Annotated in this window: 19 protein-coding genes; 9 read left to right on the top strand and 10 right to left on the bottom strand. The window is 68.3% G+C overall.

The window, feature by feature from the left end:
* The first annotated feature begins 58 nt into the window (after nt 1–58).
* From WS61_RS12235 to pcaG, 3 genes are all read left to right on the top strand, one after another.
* On the top strand, nt 59–625 hold the full coding sequence (locus tag WS61_RS12235) for a YiiX/YebB-like N1pC/P60 family cysteine hydrolase (RefSeq protein ID WP_059500709.1): 567 nt from the start codon (nt 59–61) through the stop codon (nt 623–625).
* 278 nt (nt 626–903) lie between these two features.
* On the top strand, nt 904–1611 hold the full coding sequence (pcaH, locus tag WS61_RS12240) for a protocatechuate 3,4-dioxygenase subunit beta (RefSeq protein ID WP_059500710.1): 708 nt from the start codon (nt 904–906) through the stop codon (nt 1609–1611).
* A 3-nt stretch (nt 1612–1614) separates the two neighbouring features.
* Nucleotides 1615–2208 (top strand): protocatechuate 3,4-dioxygenase subunit alpha, encoded by a 594-nt coding sequence (gene pcaG, locus WS61_RS12245; RefSeq protein ID WP_059500711.1) that lies wholly within the window; start codon nt 1615–1617, stop codon nt 2206–2208.
* Between the two features lie 463 nt (nt 2209–2671).
* On the opposite strand, the gene WS61_RS12250 is transcribed toward pcaG, so the two are convergent.
* The 9 genes from WS61_RS12250 to WS61_RS12290 form a co-directional block, all read right to left on the bottom strand.
* Nucleotides 2672–3451, bottom strand: coding sequence for a helix-turn-helix domain-containing protein (locus WS61_RS12250; RefSeq protein WP_059500712.1), 780 nt, complete (start codon nt 3449–3451; stop codon nt 2672–2674).
* A 97-nt stretch (nt 3452–3548) separates the two neighbouring features.
* The gene (locus tag WS61_RS12255; protein ID WP_059500713.1) at nt 3549–4376 is read right to left on the bottom strand and encodes a M55 family metallopeptidase; all 828 of its coding nucleotides are present in this window, start codon (nt 4374–4376) and stop codon (nt 3549–3551) included.
* Nucleotides 4373–5455 carry a P1 family peptidase gene (locus WS61_RS12260; RefSeq protein ID WP_059500714.1) on the bottom strand — a complete coding sequence of 361 codons (1083 nt, stop codon included), beginning with the start codon at nt 5453–5455 and terminating at the stop codon, nt 4373–4375. The genes WS61_RS12255 and WS61_RS12260 overlap by 4 nt, the downstream gene beginning before the upstream one ends.
* Nucleotides 5455–6348 carry a glutathione ABC transporter permease GsiD gene (gene gsiD, locus WS61_RS12265; protein WP_059500715.1) on the bottom strand — a complete coding sequence of 298 codons (894 nt, stop codon included), beginning with the start codon at nt 6346–6348 and terminating at the stop codon, nt 5455–5457. Before gsiD ends, WS61_RS12260 begins: the two co-directional genes overlap by 1 nt.
* 7 nt (nt 6349–6355) lie before the next feature.
* On the bottom strand, nt 6356–7276 hold the full coding sequence (gene gsiC, locus WS61_RS12270) for a glutathione ABC transporter permease GsiC (protein ID WP_059500716.1): 921 nt from the start codon (nt 7274–7276) through the stop codon (nt 6356–6358).
* Between the two features lie 67 nt (nt 7277–7343).
* Complete coding sequence (gene gsiB, locus WS61_RS12275; protein ID WP_059500717.1) at nt 7344–8906, bottom strand: glutathione ABC transporter substrate-binding protein GsiB; 1563 nt, start codon at nt 8904–8906, stop codon at nt 7344–7346.
* Nucleotides 8907–9008: 102 nt separating this feature from the next.
* Nucleotides 9009–10907: a dipeptide ABC transporter ATP-binding protein gene (locus WS61_RS12280; RefSeq protein WP_059500718.1), complete on the bottom strand. Its 1899-nt coding sequence runs from the start codon at nt 10905–10907 to the stop codon at nt 9009–9011.
* 25 nt (nt 10908–10932) lie between these two features.
* Nucleotides 10933–11937, bottom strand: coding sequence for an isoaspartyl peptidase/L-asparaginase family protein (locus WS61_RS12285; protein ID WP_059500719.1), 1005 nt, complete (start codon nt 11935–11937; stop codon nt 10933–10935).
* The gene (locus WS61_RS12290) at nt 11934–12878 is read right to left on the bottom strand and encodes a MurR/RpiR family transcriptional regulator (RefSeq protein ID WP_059500720.1); all 945 of its coding nucleotides are present in this window, start codon (nt 12876–12878) and stop codon (nt 11934–11936) included. The genes WS61_RS12285 and WS61_RS12290 overlap by 4 nt, the downstream gene beginning before the upstream one ends.
* Before the next feature lie 469 nt (nt 12879–13347).
* Here WS61_RS12290 and WS61_RS12295 point away from each other — a divergent pair, with 469 nt between their 5' ends.
* From WS61_RS12295 to WS61_RS12315, 5 genes are all read left to right on the top strand, one after another.
* Nucleotides 13348–14619, top strand: coding sequence for an MFS transporter (locus WS61_RS12295; protein WP_059500721.1), 1272 nt, complete (start codon nt 13348–13350; stop codon nt 14617–14619).
* A 27-nt stretch (nt 14620–14646) separates the two neighbouring features.
* Nucleotides 14647–17067: a glycoside hydrolase family 31 protein gene (locus WS61_RS12300; protein ID WP_059500722.1), complete on the top strand. Its 2421-nt coding sequence runs from the start codon at nt 14647–14649 to the stop codon at nt 17065–17067.
* Between the two features lie 126 nt (nt 17068–17193).
* Complete coding sequence (locus WS61_RS12305) at nt 17194–18381, top strand: porin (RefSeq protein ID WP_059500723.1); 1188 nt, start codon at nt 17194–17196, stop codon at nt 18379–18381.
* A 308-nt stretch (nt 18382–18689) separates the two neighbouring features.
* Entirely contained in the window at nt 18690–20711 is a 2022-nt protein-coding gene (locus tag WS61_RS12310) for a BCCT family transporter (RefSeq protein ID WP_059500724.1), read from the top strand.
* On the top strand, nt 20708–21019 hold the full coding sequence (locus WS61_RS12315; protein WP_059500725.1) for a hypothetical protein: 312 nt from the start codon (nt 20708–20710) through the stop codon (nt 21017–21019). The genes WS61_RS12310 and WS61_RS12315 overlap by 4 nt, the downstream gene beginning before the upstream one ends.
* A gap of 101 nt (nt 21020–21120) precedes the next feature.
* On the opposite strand, the gene WS61_RS12320 is transcribed toward WS61_RS12315, so the two are convergent.
* Nucleotides 21121–21969, bottom strand: coding sequence for a class I SAM-dependent methyltransferase (locus tag WS61_RS12320; protein ID WP_059500726.1), 849 nt, complete (start codon nt 21967–21969; stop codon nt 21121–21123).
* Between the two features lie 161 nt (nt 21970–22130).
* Here WS61_RS12320 and WS61_RS12325 point away from each other — a divergent pair, with 161 nt between their 5' ends.
* Nucleotides 22131–23594 (top strand): metallophosphoesterase, encoded by a 1464-nt coding sequence (locus WS61_RS12325; RefSeq protein ID WP_059500727.1) that lies wholly within the window; start codon nt 22131–22133, stop codon nt 23592–23594.
* Nucleotides 23595–23618: the final 24 nt, after the last annotated feature.

The following is a 23618-nucleotide window of genomic DNA, read 5'->3' on the forward strand; positions in this document are numbered from 1 at the left end:
ATTCAGGTTACTTGTCTGCATAATCCGCTCCGTCCTGTCACGCAACGACGGAGCCGAAATGACCGCCCGAATCGACACAGCCGCCTGCAAATCGCACCACGCCGCCCCGCGCGATGCACGCGACACCGATCGCACGATGCCGCTCGCCACCGTGCGCACGCTGGCCGCTGGCGCGCACGTCGGCGATCTCGTGTTCATCCGCGAGCCGGCCGGTGCGCCGGATGCCGCGACCGGCTCGGCGGGCGTCTGGGCCAACCGCTTCGGCATCGTCGTCGATACGTCGGGCGACGAACCGATGATCGCCGAAGCCACGGCGTTCGCGTGGACGAAGCTCACGCCGCTGTCGCGCTTCGTCGCCCGTGCCGACGGCGGACGCATCGCGCTGGCGCGCCGCGTCGCGGCGGCCTCGGTCGACGCGCAGCGCCACATCCATGCGCTGGCCGAACGGCGAATCGATGCGCTGCTCGGCAATCGCTTCAATCTGCGCGCGCGGCGCGGCTTCTGCGCGCAGTACGTGAACGACGTGCTCGGCGCCGGCCACGCGTCGACACCGTCGGCCCTGCTGCGCAGCGGCACGCTGGCGCTCGAATTCGACGGGATCGTGTTCGATCCCCGCCATCCGTGACGACGGGCACGCCTGGGGAGACCGGATAACAACGAGAACGAAAGACAAAAAAGCAGCGACGGGCTGGCTGGAGGGCCGTGCACGGGGTCGTCACCGACGACGCGAAGCCCGATCGCTTTTTCCGCCGGACAGGGTTCCTGTCCGGCGGAATTTTCATGGGCGGGACAAACATAACAAACGGTTATGCAATTCACGAAAAAAGGTCATTTTTCATAACTTTCCGGATTGGCTAAAGTCATGGCGTCCACTTCGCGAAATACCTATCAGGAGACGCCCCGATGGATTCCCCCACGATCCTCACGCCGCGCGACTGGCCGTCGCATCCGGCCTATGTTCACCCCGAGTACCGTTCGTCCGTGAAGCGCGGCCCGACCCGTCCGCTGATCCCGCTGAAGGAGAAGCTGCGCGACCAGTACGCGCCCGTCTACGGCGCGGAAGATCTCGGCGCGCTGGACCACGATCTGACGAAGAACGCCGTGAAGAACGGCGAGCCGCTCGGCGAGCGGATGGTCGTCACCGGCCGCGTGCTCGACGAAGGCGGCAAGCCCGTGCGCAACACGCTCGTCGAAGTGTGGCAGGCCAACGCGGCCGGCCGCTACGTGCACAAGGTCGACCAGCACGACGCGCCGCTCGATCCGAACTTCCTCGGCGCGGGCCGCTGCCTGACCGACGACGAAGGCCGCTACCGCTTCCTGACGATCAAGCCCGGCGCGTATCCGTGGGGCAACCACCCGAACGCGTGGCGCCCGAATCACATCCACTTCTCGCTGTTCGGCGAATACTTCGGCTCTCGCCTGGTCACGCAAATGTACTTCCCCGGCGATCCGCTGCTCGCGTACGACCCGATCTTCCAGGGCACGCCCGAAGCCGCGCGCGAGCGCCTGATCTCGCGCTTCTCGATGGACATCACCGAAGAAGGCTATGCGCTCGGCTACGAATTCGACATCGTGCTGCGCGGCCGCGACGCCACCCCGATGGAGCGCTGAACCATGACGACGCTGAAGCAAACCCCTTCGCAGACGGTCGGCCCGTACTTCGCGTACGGCCTGTGCCCGCAGCAATACGACTACGACCTGAAAAGCCTGTTCACGCCGACGATCGCCGCCGCGCACACCGAAGGCGAGCATGTGCTGCTGGTCGGGCAGGTGTTCGATGGCGACGGCAACGTCGTTGGCGACGCGGTGCTTGAATTCACGCAGGTGGACGGCGCGGGCCGCTATCCCGCGTCGCGCGACGACATCGCGAAATCCGGCTTCACGGGCTTCGCGCGGGTCGGCACGGGCACCGACCCGCAGCAGCGCTTCGTCGTCGAGACGGTGAAGCCGGGCCGCGTCGCAGCCGACGAGGCGCCGCACATCAACGTGACCGTGATGATGCGCGGCATCCTCACCCACGCGTTCACGCGCGTGTACTTCGACGACGAAGCCGCGGCGAACGCGGTCGACCCCGTGCTGAACGCGGTGCCGGCCGAGCGACGCGCGACGCTCGTCGCGAAACGCGACGCGCAACCGGGCCGCCCGGTCGTCTACCGCTTCGACATCCGCATGCAGGGGCCGGAAGAAACCGTGTTCTTCGACGTTTGACGCATGCGCCGGCGCTCGCCGGCTTCGTATGCAACCGCACCGTCGTGTGGCGCGATACCGGCAGGCATCGCGCCACACGGCGTTTTGAGGCCCGCGTCGCCATCATTCGATGGTGCGCCGCATCGTGCCCGGTAACGGCTGCGGATCCCTGCCATCATCGACTTCCCATCCCGATATCGAACGCGCCATTGAAACGCATGCTGCGAGAGCACATCAATCGTCGGGTCGCCCCGATATCGTTTGCGCGTTATGCGGCGTATTCTTCGTTATCTGCAACGAGTCGGCAGAATTGAATCGTATGAAGCAACAATGACAAGCGTCATGCGCGACGCTGCCCGACAGGCGGTCCGCGCATTTGTCAGACAGAGTGCCTTTAAGCGCGTCTGGCCGAAGTTGGCGGGCGCGTATTTTTTTGGGCGTCGCGGCCCGTGCACCGGCGCGACCCGCGCGCACCCGCCGGCGCCTAGCGACGAATCTCCAGATACCGGCTCGGCGTGTCGCCCAGAATGCGGCGAAATGCCGACGTGAATGCGCTCGCACTCGCGTAACCGAGATCGAGCGCGACGCGCGTCACCGGTTGCCCGTCGGTCAGGCGCGAAATCGCCGCGAGCATGCATACCTGCTGGCGCCAGGCGGCAAAACTCACGCCCGTCTGCGCACGAAACTGTCGCGTGAAGGTGCGCCGACTCACGCCCGCGTCGGCCGCGACCCGATCGAGATCGGCCGCGATCGACGGCGCCGCGAACAGGTGCCGGCATACTTTCGCCAGTCGTGCATCAGCCGGCAACGGCGCATGCAGCGACAGGCGCGGCATCGTCGCGATTTCGGCGATCAGCAGATCCATCAGCTTGCCCGCGCGGCCGTCGACGTCGTACATGGCCGGCAAGTCGATCGCATCGTCGATCAGTTGCCGCAGCAGCGGCGACACGCCATACACGCCGCACTGGGTGGGCAGCCCGGCCGCCTGCGCGGCGTCGGCGGACACGAACGCGGTGAGCATCGTGACCGGCCCGGTCATCGTCAATTCGTGCCGCACGCCGGCCGGCACCCAGCATGCGCGCTGCGGCGGCACCAGCCAGCGGCCGTGCGGCGTGGACACACTGATCGTGCCGCGCGACGCGAATGCGAATTGCCCGCGCACGTGCGCATGATCCGGAAACGTCGTGCCCGCCGCAAATTCGTTGGCGAGCACGACCACGCTCCGGGGAATGTGTTCGTAGGGATCTAGCAGCGTATTTCTCACGGCCCGAATTCCATCATCAATGACCCGCTATCGAAGGCGGTCCGCTCCGCCGCGATCGGCCGGCCGGCCATGCGCCGACGGCGTCGCGCGGCACGCGTCACCGCAACATGAACGACATCGCCGACAGGCTGTTCAGCGTGCGCACCGCGTGCTCGACCGACGGCCCGTCGAAACGCAGCGTCACCGCATCGACACGCTCGAGCGACGGCAGCACGCAGAACAGGTCGGCCAGCGCGGCCGTCTGCACGCGCAGCGTGCAAGCGGCCGGCGCGGGCCGATGAGCGCCCGCGCGCCGGCCGGACGACAGCGCTTGCGCGACCGTCTCCCGTGCGGCGGCCGCGATGCGCGCGCACGACGCGGACGGCGTGAGCGTCTCGCCGCTCGATGCGCCGCCGGCCGTCTTGAGCGTCTCGAAACGCGCGTCCGGAAACAGCGGTTGCGTTTCCTCGGCGAATACGTCGTCGCCCGTCGCGAGCGCGACGTGCGCGCCGTATTCGCGCGCCAGCGCGCCGTACAGCCCGGCTTCGCCGAGCTCGACGCCGTTCAGCCACACCTGCGTGAACGCGAAGCTGTTGATCGTGTGCGCGAGCACGCCATGCGTCTGCGATTTCGCGTGATAGCCGATCATGAATACGAGATCGGGCTGCTGTTCGAGGCCGGCCATCATCCCGAGCGTACGCGGCTTGCCGAGCACGACGCGCGCCCGCGCATCGAGCCCGTCGGGCAGCAGGTTGCGATAGCCGCCGTGCGAATCGTTGACCCAGACGGCCTGCGCGCCGCCGGCAAACGCGCCTTCGATCGCCGCGTTCGCCTCGGCGGTCATCCAGCGGCGCGCCCGCTCGTATTCCGGATTGCCGGCGCGCGTCTGCTCGACGGCGAATACGCCCGCGACACCCTCGATATCGGTCGAGATCAGGATCTTCATGGCAGGGTCGAACGTCCTTCGTCGTTTTCGTTGAACAACCGGTCGAGATCGGGCACCGCGTCGCGCAGCGATTGCCGCACGTGACCGTCGCGCCCGGCGACCGTCACCGCCTGCAGCAACGCGTCGGCGATCGCATGCTCGACGCTTTCGGCCGCGGCCATGAACAGCGGATCGAGCGCCGCATCGGCCACGAGGGCCGGCAGCGCGATCGTCGATGCGTCGTGCGCGATCGTATAGGCAGTCGAGAAGGCGAGCGCGATATCGCCGCTGCCATGCCCGTAGACGGAGCCCGTGCGTGCCAGCCCCGCCGCCGCTCGGCGCGCGAGCCGCGACAACTGCCGCGCGTCGAGCGGCGCATCGGTGGCCAGCAACAGGATGATCGAGCCCTGCTCGGGCGGCGCCGTGTGGGCAGCTTCGGCCGCGCGCCGTTGCGCGACGATGCGCCCGAGCGGCACGCCGCCGAGCGTCAGCATCGGCAGCCGGCCGAAATTCGCGAGCACGAGCGCGCCGACCGTATAGGGCCGGCCGGCCGCGACGGCCACGCGCGACGCGGAGCCGATCCCGCCTTTCAGGTCGAAGCACGACATCCCGCGTCCGGCGCCCACCGCGCCGCGTGCGACGTCGCGCGATGCCGCGCGGCACGCGTCGTCGTAATGCGCGGCCGTGACCGCGCATGCCTGGATATCGTTCAGGTAACCGTCGTTGCACTCGAACACGAGCGGATTGACGGTCGGCCAGTCGCGGCCGACCTGTGGATTCGCCGCGATCGCCGCACGGATCTGCGCGTGGGCAACCGCGCCGACGCCGAACGTATTGGTCAGCGCGATCGGCGTATCGAGCGTGCCGAGCTCGTCGACCTGCACGAGCCCGACGCTCTTGCCGAAACCGTTGATCACGGCCGCCCCGGCCGGCACCTTGCTGCGGTACACGTCGCCCGGATGCGGCTTCACGACGGTCACGCCCGTCTGCACGTTGCCGGCATCGAGCGTGCAATGGCCGACCGTCACGCCCGGCACGTCGGCGATCGTGCCGCGCGGCCCGGGCGGCAGCATCGCCGTCCACATCGGTGCGGCGCGCATCAACGGCGCTCCAGCTTCGGGTCGAGCGCGTCGCGCAGCCCGTCGCCGAGCAGGTTGAACGCGAGCACGGTCAGGAAGATCGCGAGGCTCGGGAACACCGCGATGTGCGGCGCCGTCACCATGTCCGCGCGCGCCTCGTTGAGCATCGCGCCCCACTCCGGCGTCGGCGGCTGCGCGCCGAGCCCGAGGAACGACAAGCTCGCGGCGGTAATGATCGACGTGCCGATGCGCATCGTGAAGTAAACGACGACGGACGACACGGTGCCCGGCAGGATGTGCCGCATGATGATCGTCCAGTCGGACGCGCCGATGCTGCGCGCGGCCTCGACGTAGGTCATGTGCTTGAGCATCAGCGTGTTGCCGCGCACGAGCCGCGCGAACGCCGGGATGCTGAAGATCGCGACCGCGCAGATCACGTTGACCATCCCGTTGCCGAGGATCGCGACCACGCCGATCGCGAGCAGGATGCCCGGGAACGCGAACAGCACGTCGGCGATGCGCATCGTGATGCGGTCCCACCAGCCTTCGTAATAGCCGGCGAGCAGCCCGAACAACGTGCCGATCGCCGCGCCGAGCGCGACCGAGAAGAAGCCGGCCGCGAGCGAAATGCGCGTGCCCGCGACGATCCGGCTGAAGATGTCGCGGCCGAGCGAATCGACGCCGAACCAGTGCGCGGCCGACGGCCCCGCGTTCAGCGCGTCGTAGTCGAAATAGTTCTCCGGATCGAACGGCACGATGTGCGGGCCGACGAAGGCGAGCACCACGAGCGCCAGCACGAAGCCGCCGGCGACGAGCGCGACGGTCTGCTTGCGGAACTTGCGCCAGAATTCGCGCCACGGCGTGCGGATCGCGGTCGGTGCGGCCGGCGCCGCGGGCTGGGCAGTCGCGTTCATTCGCGCCTCACTTGAACCGGATGGTCGGGTTGATGACCGCGTACAGCACGTCGACGGTCAGGTTGATCAGGATGAATTCCAGCGAGAACAGCAGCACGATCGCCTGGATCACCGGGTAGTCGCGCATCGTCACCGCGTCGACGAGCAGGCGCCCGAGCCCCGGCCAGTTGAACACGACCTCGACGACGATCGAGCCGCCGAGCAGGAAACCGAACTGCAGCCCCATCATCGTGACGACCGGGATCATCGCGTTGCGCAGGCAGTGCTTGAGCACGATCATCGGCTCGTGCACGCCCTTCGCACGCGCGGTGCGCACGAAGTCCTCGTTCAGCACCTCGACGAACGACGCGCGCGTGAAGCGCGCCATCACGGCCGCGACCGCGGCGCCGAGCGTCAGCGACGGCAGCACGTAGCTCTTCCACGAGCCGTCCGGCACGACCGGCAGCCAGCCGAGCTTCACCGAGAAGACTTCCATCAGCAGCATGCCGAGCGCGAACGCGGGAAACGAGATGCCCGACACCGCGAGCGTCATCCCGATACGGTCGGGCCAGCGATTGCGCCAGACCGCCGACGCAATTCCGATCGCCATCCCGAACAGCGTCGACCACACCATGCTGACGAGCGTCAGCATCAGCGTCGGCATGAAGCGTTCGCCGATCTCGGTCGAGACCGGCCGCTTGCTGCGCGTCGACACGCCGAAATCGCCGTGCGCGATCTTCACGAAGAAGTTCGCGAACTGCGTGGGCAGCGGCCGGTCGAGCCCGAGGTCGGCGCGCACGAGCGCGATCGTCGCGTCGTCGGCTTCGGGGCCGGCCGCGAGTCGTGCGGGGTCGCCCGGCAGCAGGTGCACGAACAGGAACACCAGCACCGCGACGATCGCGAGCGTGGGCAGCAGGCCGAACAGGCGTTTGACGAGGAAATTCAGCATGGGACACCGATCGAATCAGCGCACCGGCGGCTCGCGCCGCCGGCACTGCGTGGCGGACGAACCGCCGTCATTTCAGCGAGATCTCGTCGAAGTTGAACGAGCCGTCCGGCATCACGTACGCGCCCTGCAGCCGCTTGCTGCGTGCATACACGATCTTCTCCTGCACGAGGAAGATCCACGGCGCATCGGCCCAGATCTGCTTCTGCGCATCGGCGTAGAACTCGGCCTTCTTCGCGCGATCGGTCGTCTCGAGCGCCTTCGTCAGATCGCCGTCGACCGCGTCGTTCTTGTAGTACGCGGTATTGACGAGCTTCGGCGGCGCGGACGCGCCGGCCAGCAGCGGCGTGATCGCCCAGTTCGCTTCGCCCGTCGACGACGACCAGCCGATGTAGTACATCCGCACCGGCGCCTTCGCCGGATCCGGCGCGCTCTCGACCTTCGCGACGCGCTCGCCGGCTTCCAGCGCCTGCACCTGCACCTTCACGCCGACCTGCGCGAGCTGCTGCTGCACGAACTGGATCGCCTTCTGCGACGTCGAGTTGTTATACGCGGACCACAGCGTCGTCTCGAAGCCGTTCGGATAGCCGGCTTCCTTCAGCAGCGCACGCGCCTTCGCCGGGTCGTACGGCCACGGGCCCAGCTTCGTCGCGTAATCGACGCCCTGCGGCACCACGCCGGTCGACGGCGTCGCGAAACCGGAGAACGCAACCTTCGCGAGCGCTTCCTTGTTCACCGCGTAGTTCAGCGCCTGGCGCACCTTCGGGTTGTCGAACGGCTTCTGCAGCATGTTCAGCGACACGTAGCGCTGCACGATCGACGGCCGCTCGACGACGTCGACCTTCGGGTTGCCTTTCAGCTCGGTCGCCTGCTCGAACGGAATGCGGAACGCGAAATCGGCTTCACCCGTCTTCATCAGCGCCGCGCGCGTGTTGTTGTCGACCACCGGCTTCCAGTCGATCGCGTCGATCTTCGGATAGCCCTTCTTCCAGTAGCCCGCGAACTTCTTCACCTTCAGGTCGTCGGTCTGTTTCCACTCGACGAACTCGAACGGTCCGGTGCCGACCGGATGCAGCGCGATGTCGCGGCCCCACTTCTTCAGCGCGGCCGGCGAGATCATCACGGCCGACGGGTGCGCGAGCGTGTTGATGAACGCCGAGAACGGCTCGCGCAGCGTGACCTTCACCGTGGTCGGATCGACGACCTCGGTCTTCTCGATCACGCGGAACATGTTGTAGCGCTTCAGGTGGTTCGCGGGATCGGTCACGCGGTCGAAGTTCGCCTTCACGGCCGCCGCGTTGAAATCGGTGCCGTCATGGAACTTCACGCCCGAGCGCAGCTTGATCGTGTACGTCTTCGCATCGGGGCTGGCTTCATAGCCCGTCGCGAGCACGTCGACGAGCTTCATGTCCTTGTCGAAGCCGAACAGGCCCTGGTAGAACGACTTGACGACGGCCTGCGACACCGTGTCGTTCGCGTCGTACGGGTCCATCGTCGTGAAGGTCGAATCCACCGCCATCACCGCGGTCTGCTGCGCGTACGCGGGCAGCGCGGCCGACAGCGCAAACGCGCCGGCAAGCGCGACGAAGCATGCGCGCGGACGAAACATCGGAAACGGATGCTGCTGGGTCATTTTGCTGGGCTCCTATCGGTGAATCGGTGACGCCTCACGGGCGTTTCGGTTTCGACTGCCTGCGGGTGCGTGCGCCGTCGTCGCCGCGCACGACTCCACCACTCAATACGCGCCGCCGACGCGATGCGTCGCGACGTAATGATCGGGGCCGACCGCGACGAGCGGCGCGACGAGCGGCTCGTCGCCGACCGCGCGGATCGGGCTCGGAATCTCGTCCGCCGCGAGCTGGCGCGGCGCATGCCGGCGCGCGGGATCGGCCACCGGCACCGCGCTCATCAGCTTCTTCGTGTACGGATGCTGCGGTGCCTCGAACACCGCGCGGCGCGGGCCGATCTCGACGATCTGGCCGAGATACATCACCGCGACGCGATGGCTGACGCGCTCGACCACCGCCATGTCGTGCGAGATGAACAGGTACGCGACGCCAAGCTCGCGCTGCAGGTCGAGCATCAGGTTGACGATCTGCGCCTGCACCGACACGTCGAGCGCCGACACCGACTCGTCGGCGATCACGACCTTCGGGTTCAGCGCGAGCGCACGTGCGATCGCGATCCGCTGACGCTGGCCGCCCGAGAATTCGTGCGGATAGCGGCGGGCGGCTTCCGGCGGCAGGCCGACCTTGTCGAGCAGCCAGTCGACCCGCGCCTGCGCTTCGCTGCCGCTCGCGACGCCGTGCACCAGCAGCGGCTCCATGATCGAGAAGCCGACGGTCAGGCGCGGGTTCAGCGACGCGAACGGGTCCTGGAAGATGAACTGGATGTTGCGGCGCAACGCCTGCAGGTCCGGGCCCTTCAGCGCGCTGATGTCGCGGCCGTCGAATTCGATCGAGCCGCTTTGCGATTCGACGAGGCGCAACAATGAACGGCCGGTGGTCGACTTGCCGCAGCCCGATTCGCCGACGAGCGCGAGCGTCTCGCCCGCGCGCAGCTCGAAGCTCACGCGCTCGACCGCATGCACGTATTGCGACACGCGGCCGAACACGCCGCTCTTCACCGGAAAGCGCGTGACGAGATCGCGCACGCGCAGGATCGGCGGCGCGGCGCGATCGACGGGCGGCTGCGCGTCGTTCGCGGCGGACGCCGTGGCCGGCGCCGGCGCGCTCGCGCCGTCCACCTTGAGCAGCGGGAATTTCTCGGGTGCGTCGGTACCCTGCATCGAGCCGAGCCGCGGCACGGCCGCGAGCAGCGCCCGCGTGTAGCGATGCGCGGGCGTCGCGAAGATGCGGTCCGACTCGCCCTCCTCGACCTTCTCGCCGCGGTACATCACGAGCACGCGGTCGGCGACCTCGGCCACCACGCCCATGTCGTGCGTGATGAAGATCACGCCCATGTTCATTTCGTCCTGCAGCCCGCGGATCAGTTGCAGGATCTGCGCCTGGATCGTCACGTCGAGCGCGGTCGTCGGCTCGTCGGCGATCAGCAGCGCGGGCCGGCACGACAGCGCCATCGCGATCATCACACGCTGCCGCATCCCGCCCGACAACTGGTGCGGATGGCGGGCGAACACGCGGCGTGCTTCGGGAATGCGCACCAGATCGAGCAACCGCAGCGCTTCCGCGCGTGCTTCGGCGGCGCTCTTCGACTGGTGCAGCGCGATCGCCTCGCTGATCTGGTCGCCGACCGTAAACACCGGGTTCAGCGACGTCATCGGCTCCTGGAAGATCATCGCGATGTCCGCGCCGCGGATGCCGCGCATCGTCGCGGCACTCGCCTGCGCGAGATCGACCAGCGCGCCGCCACGGCGCCGGAACGCGATGCGGCCGCTCGTGATTTCGCCGCCGCCGTGCTCGACGAGTCGCATCAGCGCGAGCGAGGTGACCGACTTGCCCGAGCCCGATTCGCCGACGATCGCGAGCGTCTCGCCGCGATCGACGTGAAACGACACGTTGCGCACCGCGTCGAACGTCGCGCCTTCGCGACGGAACGTGACCGACAGGTCATCGACGGCCACCACGCGCTGCTCGGGCAGCGCCGGGACCGACGGGTTACGGCTCGATGTCATGCGTCTCTCCTCGTGCGATCCGGGATCAGGCCGCGTCGTCGCGGTAGATGCCGACGACCGGCGCTTCACCGACGCGTGCGTAGCCGCGGTACATCCCTTCGGTGTTGAACGGCATCGCGACGTTGCCCCGTGCGTCGACCGCGATGATCCCGCCGCGGCCCGCGAGGCGCGGCAGCTTGTTCATCACGACGTCGTGCGCGGCATCGGCGAGCGACGCGCCGCGATACGCGATCTGCGCGGCGACGTCGTAGGCCGTCGCGAGCCGCATGAACATCTCGCCGGTGCCCGTCGACGATACCGCGCAGGTCGCGTCGTCCGCGTAGCAGCCGGCGCCGATGATCGGCGAATCGCCGACGCGCCCCGGCTGCTTGTTCGTGATGCCGCCCGTCGACGTCGCCGCCGCGATGTGGCCGTTCAGGTCGCACGCGACCGCGCCGACCGTGCCGTGCTTGCGGTCCGGATCGAGCGGCTCGGCCGGCTGCGGCTGTGGCTGGGGCTGCGACTGGCCGAACACGAACGTCGCCGCATCGTGGTCGAGCATCGCGCCGGCCGCCGCGCGCGCCTTCACCCACTGCGCATGCCGCGACTCGGTGTCGAAGTAGCCGGACTCGGCGAGTTCGAGCCCCTGCGCGGCCGCGAACGCATCGGCGCCCGCGCCGGCGAACAGCACGTGCTCGCTCGCCTCCATCACGCGCCGCGCGGCGAGCACCGGATTGCGCACGCGGGTCGCGCAGCAGATCGCGCCGGCGCCGAGCGTCGCGCCGTCCATGACCGCCGCGTCGAGTTCGTGCTTGCCTTCCGCCGTATAGACGGCGCCGCGCCCGGCGTTGAACAGCGGACAATCCTCGAGCATCCGCACCGCGACGGTGACGGCGTCGAGCGCGCTGCCGCCCTCGGCCAGCACCTGTTGCGCGGCCTGCAGGATCGCGGTGAGTTCGTCGCGGTATCGACGTTCGGTGTCGGTATCCATCGCTTCGCGCAGGATCGTGCCTGCGCCGCCGTGAATCGCGACGATCGCGGGTGAAGTCATGATTTTTTCGGACGGGGGAAAGAAGGGTTGGCGGCCGGCAACGCCGCTTGCGGCTGCACGAGCCACGGCAGCAGGAATTCGGTCATCTCGGCGGCGGATTTCGCGGACCGGTGCGTGCGCAGCGCGACCGCGTCGATCAGCGCCTCGATCATCGTCAGCACGGCGGCTTCCGACGTGGCCGCGAAACGCCGCTCGGCCTTGACGTACAGGTTCAGCGACGCGAACGACGCGAGCGGCGATTGCGGGCCGTCGGAGATGCCGAGCACGCGCGCGCCGCGCGCCGCCGCACGACGGGCCAGCTCGATCGTGTCCTTCACGTAGCGCGGAAACGCGAGCGCGATCACGAGATCGCGCGAATCGGCCGTGTACAGGCGTCGCGCCGCATGCGACGGCCCGCCGAGCAGCGCGAGCGATTGCACGCTGTCATGGCAGACGGACAGTCCGTGCTCCATCAATCCGGCCAGAAACGCGCTCGACCCGGCGCCGAGAATCAGCACGCGCCGCGCGCCGACGATCGCCTCGACCGCCGCCTCGACATCGGCTGCGTCCAGTTGCGCGCGCGTGTTCTCGATGTTGGCGGCAGCCTGGTCGAACACCGCGTCGATCCAGACCGCGCCGCGCACGCCGGACTCCTGCTCCTGCGCGGAACGCAGCCGTTCGACCGGCCCGAGCGTGGCCTCGAAGCCGCGCACGAGCGCCGCGCGCATCGCCGGATAGCCGTCGAATCCGAGCGCCTTCGCGAAACGGTTCGCGGTCGCGATCGACGCATTCACCGCCTGCGCGAGCTCGTCGATCCGCATCGTCGCGGCGCGAAACGGGTTCGCGAGCACGAATTCGCCCATGCGCCGGTGAATCGGCGTCATCGACGGCATCGCCGACGCGATCCGCTCGGCGATCGCGGGTTCGTCGTGACTGACATCGGGCGGAACGAGAGGCGTCATGCGAAGGGTTGTTGCAAGGTTCGATGAAAATCAATTTACACAATCCGTCTCCCGAAAAGAAATAAATTTTCATCAGGGTTGTCACGCTCCCTGCGGCGTACGTCGACCGTCCGGACGATCGTCCGGGCCGCCGCACGGGCCTTCGACGGGCAACCGCCTGCGCTGCCGCTCGCCCGGTCGCCACCGTTCATCGGGAAAACCCCGAGTACGTTCGTTCGAATGCAGATTCACGTTGACCTGATTCGCAATCGAACATAGGATGTTCGAAAATGATCAGTCGTCAGATAACATTGCGGCTTAAAGACGACGGAATGTTCGCTCGAACACCGTGATTTCGATATAAACCGGTAAAACCGGCGCACATCAAGATCGGACATCGTACGAACAAAACGAAACAAGCCATCCGGACGGATGGCCCTCATGGACCAGGTGGGCGCCGCGCGCCCGCCCTCCCTGACAGGAGACAGCAGTGAAGACAGTCAAGGCGTTGCGCTGGTGGATCATCGTGCTCGTATGTCTCGGCACGATCCTCAACTACCTCGCACGGAATTCCCTCGCGGTGCTCGCGCCCGAGCTCAAGCAGGTGTTCGCGATCTCGACGCAGCAGTACTCGTACATCGTCGGCGCCTTCCAGATCGGTTACACGATCATGCAACCGGTATGCGGGTTCATCGTCGACCTGATCGGGCTGCGGCTCGGTTTCGCGCTGTTCGCGATGCTGTGGTCGGTGGTCGGCGTCGCGCACGGCTTCGCGTCCGGCTGGCTCTCGCTCGGCATCCTGCGCGGCTTTCTGGGCCTGTTCGAGGCCGCCGCGATTCCGTCCGGGATGAAGGCCGTGGCCGAATGGTTTCCCGATCGCGAGAAATCCGTCGCGGTCGGCTACTTCAACGCGGGCACGTCGCTCGGCGCCGCGATCGCGCCGCCGCTCGTCGTGTTCCTGTCGATGCGGTTCGGCTGGCAGGCCGCGTTCATGGTCACCGGCGCGCTCGGGTTCGTGTGGGCCGCGCTCTGGTACACGCAGTACCGGTCGCCGGCCGATCATCCGCGCATCACGCCGCGGGAGCGCACGCTGATCCGCGACGGCCAGGCCACGATGCCGCCCGTGTCGAAGCGCCGCATCCGCGACGTCGTCACCGCGCGCCGCTTCTGGGCGATCGCGCTGCCGCGCTTCTTCGCGGAACCCGCGTGGCAGACCTTCAGCTTCTGGATTCCGCTGTACCTCGCGACCGAGCGCCACATGCCGCTCACGCAGATCGCGGTATTCGCGTGGATGCCGTTTCTCGCGGCCGACGCAGGCGGCATCGCGGGCGGCTATCTGTCGCCGTATCTCGCCAATCGCTTCAAGCTGCCGCTCGTGTGGTCGCGCGTCGCCGGCGTCGCGCTCGGCGCGGTGCTGATGCTCGGGCCTGCGATGATCGGCCTCGTGTCGTCGCCGTACACGGCGATTGCGCTGTTCTGCGTCGGCGGCTTCGCGCACCAGATGATCTCCGCGCTCGTCAACACGCTGTCGGCCGACGTGTTCGATCCCGAGGAAGTCGGCACCGCGAGCGGCTTCGCCGGGATGGCCGCGTGGATCGGCGGCCTCGGCTTCTCGCTGCTGGTCGGCGCGCTCGCGGACAAGATCGGCTATGCGCCGCTGTTCGCGTGCCTCGGCCTGTTCGACATCGTCGGCGTCACGCTGCTCGCGGTGCTGATCCGCGGGCAGTCGAAGCAGGAACGCCTGCTCGCGCAGCACGCGTGACATCCGTTTTCACCAGGAATCGCATTCATGACTTCGCTCCTTCATCCGCCCGTGTTCCGCGTCGCCAGTCACCACGCGAACCGCGTGCTGCTCGCCTCCGATACGGGCGCCACCCTCGAAATCTTCGTGCTCGAGGACGACATCGTGCGCGTGCGCGTGCTGCCCGACGCGACGGCGCGCAACCCGCGCACGTGGACGATCGCGCCCGGTCTCGACGACGTGCCGCTCGACGGGCGCGACCGCCTCGATCTGAGCGGCTTCGCGCTGCCCCACTACGACTTCGTGGAAGACGACGACGGCGTGCGCATCGAAACCGCGCAGATCCGCCTCGCGGTGCGCCGGCAAGGCGGCCATTGCGCGTGGTCGATGCGCGGCGCGGATGGCGCATGGCGCGTCGCACTCGCCGACCGCCCGACGCAGGCGTACAACTTCGGCTGGTGGGACGAACGCGCGTATCACTACGTCGCCCGCGAGCGCGGCGACAAGGTATTCGGCCTCGGCGAACGCGCAGGCGAACTCGACCGCACGGGCGCACGCTTCGAGATGCGCAACATCGACGCGATGGGCTACAGCGCGAAGCACACCGACCCGCTGTACAAACACATCCCGTTCTACATCACGTGGTCGCCCGATGCGTGCCAGGGGTTCGGGCTGTTCTACGACACGCTCTCCGACTGCTCGTTCGACATGGGCCGCGAGCTCGACAACTATCACGGGCCCTATCGCTATTTCGTCGCCGAGCACGGCGATCTCGACTACTACTTCATCGCGTCGCCCGATACGCCGCTCGCGGCCGCGCGGCGCTTCACGTGGCTGACCGGGCGCCCCGCGCGCACGCCGAAATGGGGGCTCGGCTATTCGGGCTCGACGATGAGCTACACCGACGCGCCGGACGCCCAGCAGCAGATGAACCAGTTCGTCGAGCAGTGCGACGCGCACGACATCCTGTGCGATTCGTTCCACCTGTCGTCGGGCTATACGTCGATCGGCGCGAAGCGCTACGTGTTCAACTGGAACCGCGACAAGTTTCCCGACGCGAAGGGCTTCGTGCAGCACTATCGCGACCACGGCATCCGCCTGTGCGCGAACATCAAGCCGTGCCTGCTGCGCGACCATCCTGCCTTCGAAGAAGCCGCGCAGCGCGCTCTGCTGATCCGCTCGGCATCCGGCGAACCCGCATGGGTACAGTTCTGGGACGAAGTCGGCGCGTATCTCGACTTCACGCAGCCCGACACCTACCGATGGTGGCAGGAGCAGGTCACGTCGGCGCTGCTGGAATACGGAATCGAATCGACCTGGAACGACAACAACGAATACGAGATCTGGTCGCCCGACGCGATCGCGCACGGCTTCGGCCAGCCGTTTCCTGCACGCGAAGCCAAGGTGCTCCAGACGATGCTGATGATGCGCGCGTCGCGCGACGCACAGCGCGCGCATGCGCCGGCGCGCCGGCCGTTCCTCGTGTCGCGCTCCGGCGGCGCGGGCATGCAGCGCTACGTGCAGACGTGGTCCGGCGACAACTACACGTCGTGGGAAACGCTGCGCTACAACCTGAAGATGGGCCTCGGGCTCGCGCTGTCGGGCGTGTCGAACATCGGCCACGACATCGGCGGCTTCTCCGGCCCCGCGCCATCGCCCGAACTGCTGCTGCGCTGGGTGCAGTTCGGCATCTTCATGCCGCGCTTCAGCATCCATTCGTGGAATGACGACGGCACCGTCAACGAACCGTGGATGTACCCGGAGATCACCGCGCAGATCGCGTCGCTGATCAAGCAGCGCTACCGGCTGCTGCCGTACCTCTATCACCTGCTGTGGCTGTCGACCACGCGCTACGAGCCCGTGCTGCGGCCGACCTTCGCCGATTTCCCCGGCGATGCGCGCTGCTACGACGCATGTGACGACATGATGCTCGGCGACGCGCTGCTGGTCGCGCCCGTCGTTGATCCCGGCCTGATCGAACGCACGGTTTACCTGCCGGCGGGCGCACGCTGGACGTGCTGCGCGAGCGCGCAGTCGTTCGACGGCGGCGCAAGCGTGACGCTGCCCGCGCCGCTCGACACGCCGGTGATGCTGCTGCGCGAAGGCCGCGTGCTGCCGCTGAACGTCGCGCAACAGCATTTCGGTGCGCGCGCCGATACGCGCGGCTTCCTCGTCGCACCGCGGATCGAGGACGGCGTCGCGTACGGCGAATGCGTCGAGGACGACGGCGAGACGGAAGCATGGCGCGACGGCGAATACGGCCTGTGGCGCATCGAGACCGGCCGCGAGGCGTCGGGCGTGCTCGGCGTGTCGGTCCGCTGGGACGGCCGCCCGGCGCGCCCGGCCGATCGTGTCGAGATCCTGCTGCCCGCGTCGCTGCAAGGCCCGGTTGCCGTGCGCGGTACGCGAGTCGAGCAGGATGCGCGGGACGGTGCGTGGCGCCGCCTCGTCGTCGCGTTCGACCACTGAACCGCCGAACCGCCCAAGCCGAAGCAAACCCGATCGGGCGGGCCGTTCGCGCGGCCCGCCCCCTGCCACAGAGGAGGCATTCAACCTCCCGCCCCTTGAAAAGATGAAGAGACCCGGAGATCGACAATGAAAGCATCCGCCAACCGTTATGCAATCCTGATTTTATCGGCCGCGTCGCTCGGCACGACCGCTGCCCACGCGCAGAGCAGCGTCACGCTGTACGGTGTCGTCGACGATTCGCTCGCGTACGTCAACAACCAGCAGGGACACTCGAACGTCTACATGCGCGACGGCAACCTGTATGCGTCGAAGTTCGGACTGCGCGGCGACGAGGATCTCGGCGGCGGCACGCACGCGATCTTCGACCTGCAGGCCGGCTTCAACCTGAATACGGGCGCGCAGGCCGCCGCCGGCACGATATTCAACCGCCAGGCCTTCGTCGGCCTGCGCAACGTTCGCTACGGCACGGTCACGGCCGGCCGCCAGTACACGCCCTACTTCCTGTTCGTCGGCCCGTACGCGTCGAGCAGCTGGCTGACGGGCGCCACCGGCGCGCATCCGGGCGACATCGACGGCCTCGACACGACGATTCGCGTGAACAACTCGGTCACCTATACGTCGCCGACCTTCGCCGGGCTGAGCGCGAGCGCGATGTACGCATTCGGCGGCATTGCCGGCGCGACCGGCAAGGGCAACACGTTCAGCGCCGCGCTGCGCTACGCGAACGGGCCGATCGGGATCGCGGCCGGCTACCTGCGGATCAACAGCTCGGGCTCGTCCGCGGGCTTCCTGAATCCGGCCACCGCATCGTCGGGCAGCTTCGCGGTATCCGTGCTGAATCAGGGCTACCTGACCGCGAAAGCCGTCGAGCAGGTCGCAGCGGCCGGCAACTACACGCTCGGCGACCTGACGCTGGGGCTCAACTATTCGAACGTGAAGTATCTGCCCGGCAACGGCTCGACCTTCACCGACACGGCCGTGTTCAACACCTACGGCGCGCTTGCCGCGTATCGCTTCACGCCGACGTTCTCGGTGGCCGGCGCATTCGCGTATACGCTCGCGTCGAAGGCGAACGGCGTCGCGAATGCGGCCCGCTATCAGCAGTATTCGCTGAAGGAGTCGTACAGCCTGTCGAAACGCACGACGCTCTATGCGCTGCAGGCGTACACGCATTCGAGCGGGCGGACGCTCGGCGCGCAAGGCGCCGGCCACATCGTCGACGCGGCGCCGATCGTCGGCGATTCGCAGCAGCTCACGCCGTCGACGACGCACGGCCAGTTCGTCGGCATGGCCGGGATCGCCGTCACGTTCTGAACCTGGCCGACGGCGCCTTCCGCGCGCCGTCTCCGGCCCGGACGATGCGCTTGCCGCGCGCGCCGTCCGGGCGCCCGATACGCGTTCGCCGCGGCGTTTTCCCCGCCTCGCCGGCCCGCCGCGCGCATCGCGCGGGTTTTCTCGATCGCCGCGATACCTTACAATCCGTCAGGTTCATCCCTTCTGCATACCCCTTCTTGCAGTCCTGACACCGCGGTACACTCGACGCACGCCGTATCAGGGTCCGACGCGCGACGTGCGCGCCGGGCGGCGTCGCGCTTCGTTGCGCCCACAACTGGATGCCCGCCATGCCGGATTCCCGTCCCTCGCCCCGCACGACATTCAAGCCGCAGGTCGTCCTGCCCGCGCTCGCCGTCATCGGCGCGCTACTCGTCGTGTGCGCACTGCACCCGAGCGAAGCCGGCGCGCTGTTCTCCGCCGGCCAGCAATGGGTCATCGCACGGTTCGACTGGTTCTACGTGCTCGCCGTCACCGGCTTCCTCGTGTTTCTCGTGCTGATCGCCGCCAGCGACTTCGGCAATATCCGGCTCGGCCCCGACGACGCCGAACCCGAATTCAGCTTCGTGTCGTGGACGGCAATGCTGTTCGCGGCCGGCATGGGCATCGGCCTGATGTACTTCGGCGTCGGCGAGCCGATGCAGCATTTCCTGAAGCCGCCGACCGTCGATTCCGGCACGCCCGCCGCCGCACGCGAGGCGATGCTGATGACGTTCTTCCACTGGGGCTTCCATGCGTGGGCGATCTACGGGCTGATGGGGCTCGTGCTCGCGTACTTCGGCTTCCGCTACAACCTGCCGCTCACGCTGCGCTCGGGGCTGTATCCGGTGCTGCGCGAGCGCATTAACGGCTGGATCGGTCACACGGTCGACGCGTTCGCGCTCGTCGGCACGGTCGCCGGGATCGCGACGACCCTCGGCTACGGCGTGATGCAGCTGAGCGCGGGCCTGCATACGGCCGCCGGGTGGGACACGGGCAGCAACCTGTTCCGCATCGGGCTCGTCGCGGTGGTCGTGATCCTCGCGGGCGTGTCGGCCGCGACCGGCCTCGACAAGGGCGTGCGCCGGCTGTCCGAGCTGAACCTGCTGCTCGCGTTCCTGTTGCTCGCCTTCGTGGTGGTCGCGGGCCCGACGGCATTCCTGCTGCGCGCGCTCGGCGACAACATCGGGCAGTACCTGTCGAGCCTCGTCGACCTGTCGTTCCGCACGTACGCCTACGCGCCGCCGCGCGAGGAAGGCTGGTTCGGCGGCTGGACGATTCTCTACTGGGCGTGGTGGGTATCGTGGTCGCCGTTCGTCGGCATGTTCATCGCGCGCATCTCGCGCGGCCGCACGATCCGCCAGTTCGTGATCGGCGTGCTGCTCGTGCCGACCGCGTTCAACCTCGTGTGGATGACCGTGTTCGGCAACAGCGCGATCTGGCTCGACACGCACGGCGCGGCCGGCGCGCTCGCTCAGACGGCGACCAACGTCGATGCGCTGCTGTTCCGCTTCTTCGATTTCCTGCCGTTTCCGCAACTGCTGTCGATCGTCGCGATCGTGCTGATCGCGGTGTTCTTCGTCACGTCCGCCGATTCGGGCGCGTTCGTGATCGACCAGATCGCGACGCGCGGCAACGCGCATTCGCCGGTCTGGCAGCGGCTGTTCTGGGCCGCGCTGCTCGGCGTGACGGCCGCGGTGCTGCTCGTCGCGGGCGGGCTCGGCGCGCTGCAGGCGATGACGCTGATCGCGGCGCTGCCGGTCGCCCTCATCATGCTCGCGCTGTGCTACGGGCTGTGGCGCGGGCTCGCGGCCGACCGTGCGCACTATTCGCAGGACATCGCGCCCGCGGCGAGCTTCTGGACCGGCCAGCACTGGCGCCATCGCCTGACGCACATCCTGCGGCAGACGACCGAGGCCGAGGCGCGCCAGTTCGTCGCCGAGACGGTCGAGCCCGCGCTGCGCAAGGTCGCCGACGAGCTGCGCGCGAGCGGCGTCGATGCGCACGTGCAGCGCGACGGCGACGATGCGGTGCGGCTCACCGTGCCGACCGCCGAACACCGCGATTTCGTGTATGGCGTGCGCGTCACCGCGAAATCCGCGGCCGCGTTCCTGATGCGCGAGGCGGCCGAGCCGGAAGCCGCGCGGGCGCACGTGTACGGGATCGTCACGTTCTTCGAGGATGGCCGGCTCGGCTACGACGTCGAATACCTGCGCGGCGACGAAGTGATCGCCGACGTGCTGCGCCAGTACGAACGCTACGTGTCGCTCGCCGCGGACACACGCACGCACCTGCTGAGCCGCGCGCCGGGGCACGCGACGGAGGCCGAGTGAGCGGGTTGCTGCAAAGCCGCGCTGTCGACGTCATCGCACTCGGCACGCTCGCCGTGCTGTACCTCGGCGGCGCCGGCATCGCGCTGTGGCGGATCCGCGCCGCGGCGCCGCTCGGCAAGGTCTACTGGATCGTCTGCGCGGCGCTGCTCGCCGGCGGCGCCGTCGCGATGGGCGGCAACCTGTCGCCGGTACCGAACAGCGGCGAAATGCCGCCGGGTTTCGCGCTCGGCGCCGAGGCCGTCCTGCTCGGACTCGCGTTGGTTGCCGGTGGCTGCGCGTGGCTGATGCTGCGCGCGCGGAAACGCTGACGGCCGCCCGTCGCGCCGCCCGCTTCGTCACGCGGGCACGGTCACGCGCGGGGCCGACCGGCAGCCAACTCCGCCCTGATCCGCTGCCGTCACGCTACCCATCATGCGCTCGGCGCGCGCGCCGTCACGAGCCAGCACGCTGCATCGAAACGCACGTCGGCGCCATGCACGTACGGCTCGAACGCCGCGCGCATCGTGTCGATCACGCACCGCCGCGTCGCGTCGTCCGTCTCCAGCAATGCAAGGCCTACCGGGCCCAGCCGGGCAATGTAGTCGTCCAGCGCGGACTCCGGCAGCACGCACGCCCGGTTAACCGGCTCGATCGCAACGTCGGCCCAGCCGCTATCCGACAGCACCGACGCGATCCGCTGCCGGTCGCCGAACGCGAACTGGCCCGGCGCGCCGGGCTTCCGCACGGGCAGGTTCGGCAGCAGCGGCGCGGCCGCCCGCTCGGCCGTCGTCATGAACGGATTGTCGGCCGCGCCACGCCACGCGACGAACCGCATCTGCGCACCCGGGCGCGCCGCCCGCCGCAGGTTCGCGAACGCCCGCACCGGATCGTCGAAGAACATCACGCCGAGGCGCGACACGATCAGGTCGACGCTCGCCGGCTCGAACGCATGCGTCTGCCCGTCCGCGCACACGAAGCGGGCGTGCAGGCCGCAGCGTTCGGCGCGCGCCCGGGCGGCGTCGATCATCCGCGCCGAAATATCGATGCCCGTGCACTGCGCGTTCGCACCGAGCCGCCGCGCGATCGCGAGCGTGACCGCCCCCGTGCCGCAGCCGACATCGAGTACGCTGCTTGCAGACGCCGCCGCAGCAGCATCCGCCAGCAGCGTTTCGAACGGCGCGAACATCCGGTCCAGCGACGCCTGCGCATCGACCCATGCGCGCCCCGACGGACCGTTCCATAGCGCCGATTGCGCTTCGTTGGGCCGGTTGGCTTCCATCGTCGATCCCCTCCGATTCATTGATGACGGACCGGACTGTGCCACTTCAAGCCGGCTTGAAGTCAAGGCCGCCAGCGTGCGCCCGTCACGCCCCGTTTTTCACATTTCTTACATTCGCGCTGCGTATCGTTGACGACTTTCCTACGGTGCCGCCCCCTCCCATGCGACGATTCATCACGCGCGCGCTGCTCGTGCGCTGCGCTCCTCTTGTTGCCCTCGCCGCGTTGTCCGCGTGCTCGAATCACATCGATACGCCGGACGATCCGGCCAGCGCGTCGGTCAACGTCCAGGCCGCATGGGTGGAGATCGGCGATGCCAACCAGGCGATCGCGCGCGTCATCACGAACTACACGCCCGCGTCGGCCGGCGATTCGCCGTGCCCGCAACTGACCGTCGACGGCAAGCTGTCGCGCATGACGCTGCGCGCGGGCGCCGCGACCGTCGCCCAGCGGCCGACCGCCAGCGACCCGGCCGATTCGAAACCGTCGAGTTTCCCGGTGTCCGTCTGCGAGGCGACGTTGCCCGCCGGCGCGCAGGCGGCCAGCGTCGCGGGCCGCACGCTGCCGCTGCCGAAAGCGCAGCCGCAGCGCATCGCGATCATCGCCGACACGGGCTGCCGGATGAAGAAGGCCGACAACGCATGGCAGGCGTGCAACGACGCCGCGGTCTGGCCGCTCGACACGATCGCGGCCAGCGTCGCGAAGCTGTCGCCCGATCTCGTGCTGCACGTCGGCGACTACCACTATCGCGAGAACGCATGCCCGCCGGACATCGCCGGCTGCAAGGACAGTCCGTGGGGCTATGGCTGGGATACGTGGCAGGCCGACCTGTTCCGCCCGGCCGCGCCGTTGCTCGCGAAGGCGCCGTGGGTCGTCGTGCGCGGCAATCACGAGGAATGCGCGCGCGCGGGCCAGGGCTGGTTCCGCTTCCTCGACCCGCGCCCGTATTCGGCCGCACGTTCGTGCGACGATCCGGCCAACGACAACAACGCGAACTATTCGGAACCCTACGCGGTTTCGCTCGGCGGCGGCTCGCAGGTGATCGTGTTCGACACCGCGAAGGTCGGCCGCACCCCGCTGAAGACGACGGACGCGCAGTTCGGCATCTACCAGAAGCAGTTCCAGACGGTCGCATCGCTCGCGTCGAAGCCCGGCATGACGACGACGATCTTCACGAACCATCACCCGATCCTCGCGTTCGCGCCGATCGCCGGCAGCACGCCGGCGCCGGGCAATCTCGCGCTGCAGTCGGTGATGTCGAGCCTCAACGCGCAGGCGTACTACCCGCCGGGCGTGCACGTCGCGCTGCACGGCCACGTGCACGATTTCCAGGCGATCAACTTCTCGTCCGGGCACCCGGCGACGATCGTGTCCGGCAACGGCGGCGACAACCTCGACGTCGCGCTGCCTGACCCGTTCCCGGCCGGCTTGACGCCCGCGCCGGGTGCCGTGATCGAGCGGCTGTCGCACAATAACAGCTTCGGTTTCCTGATCATGGAGCGCAAACCGGCACCGGCGACGGGCTGGGTGTTCCATGCGTATTCGGCGGCCGGCAAGCGGCTCGCGTCGTGCGACCAGTCGGGCACGACGCTCGCCTGCGACAAGACGGGGTTCATCGCGCCGTGACGGAAGCAGTTCGATGCGACGGCC

Origin of the sequence: Burkholderia sp. ABCPW 11 (genome assembly GCF_001523445.1) — a bacterium.
Lineage (GTDB): Bacteria > Pseudomonadota > Gammaproteobacteria > Burkholderiales > Burkholderiaceae > Burkholderia.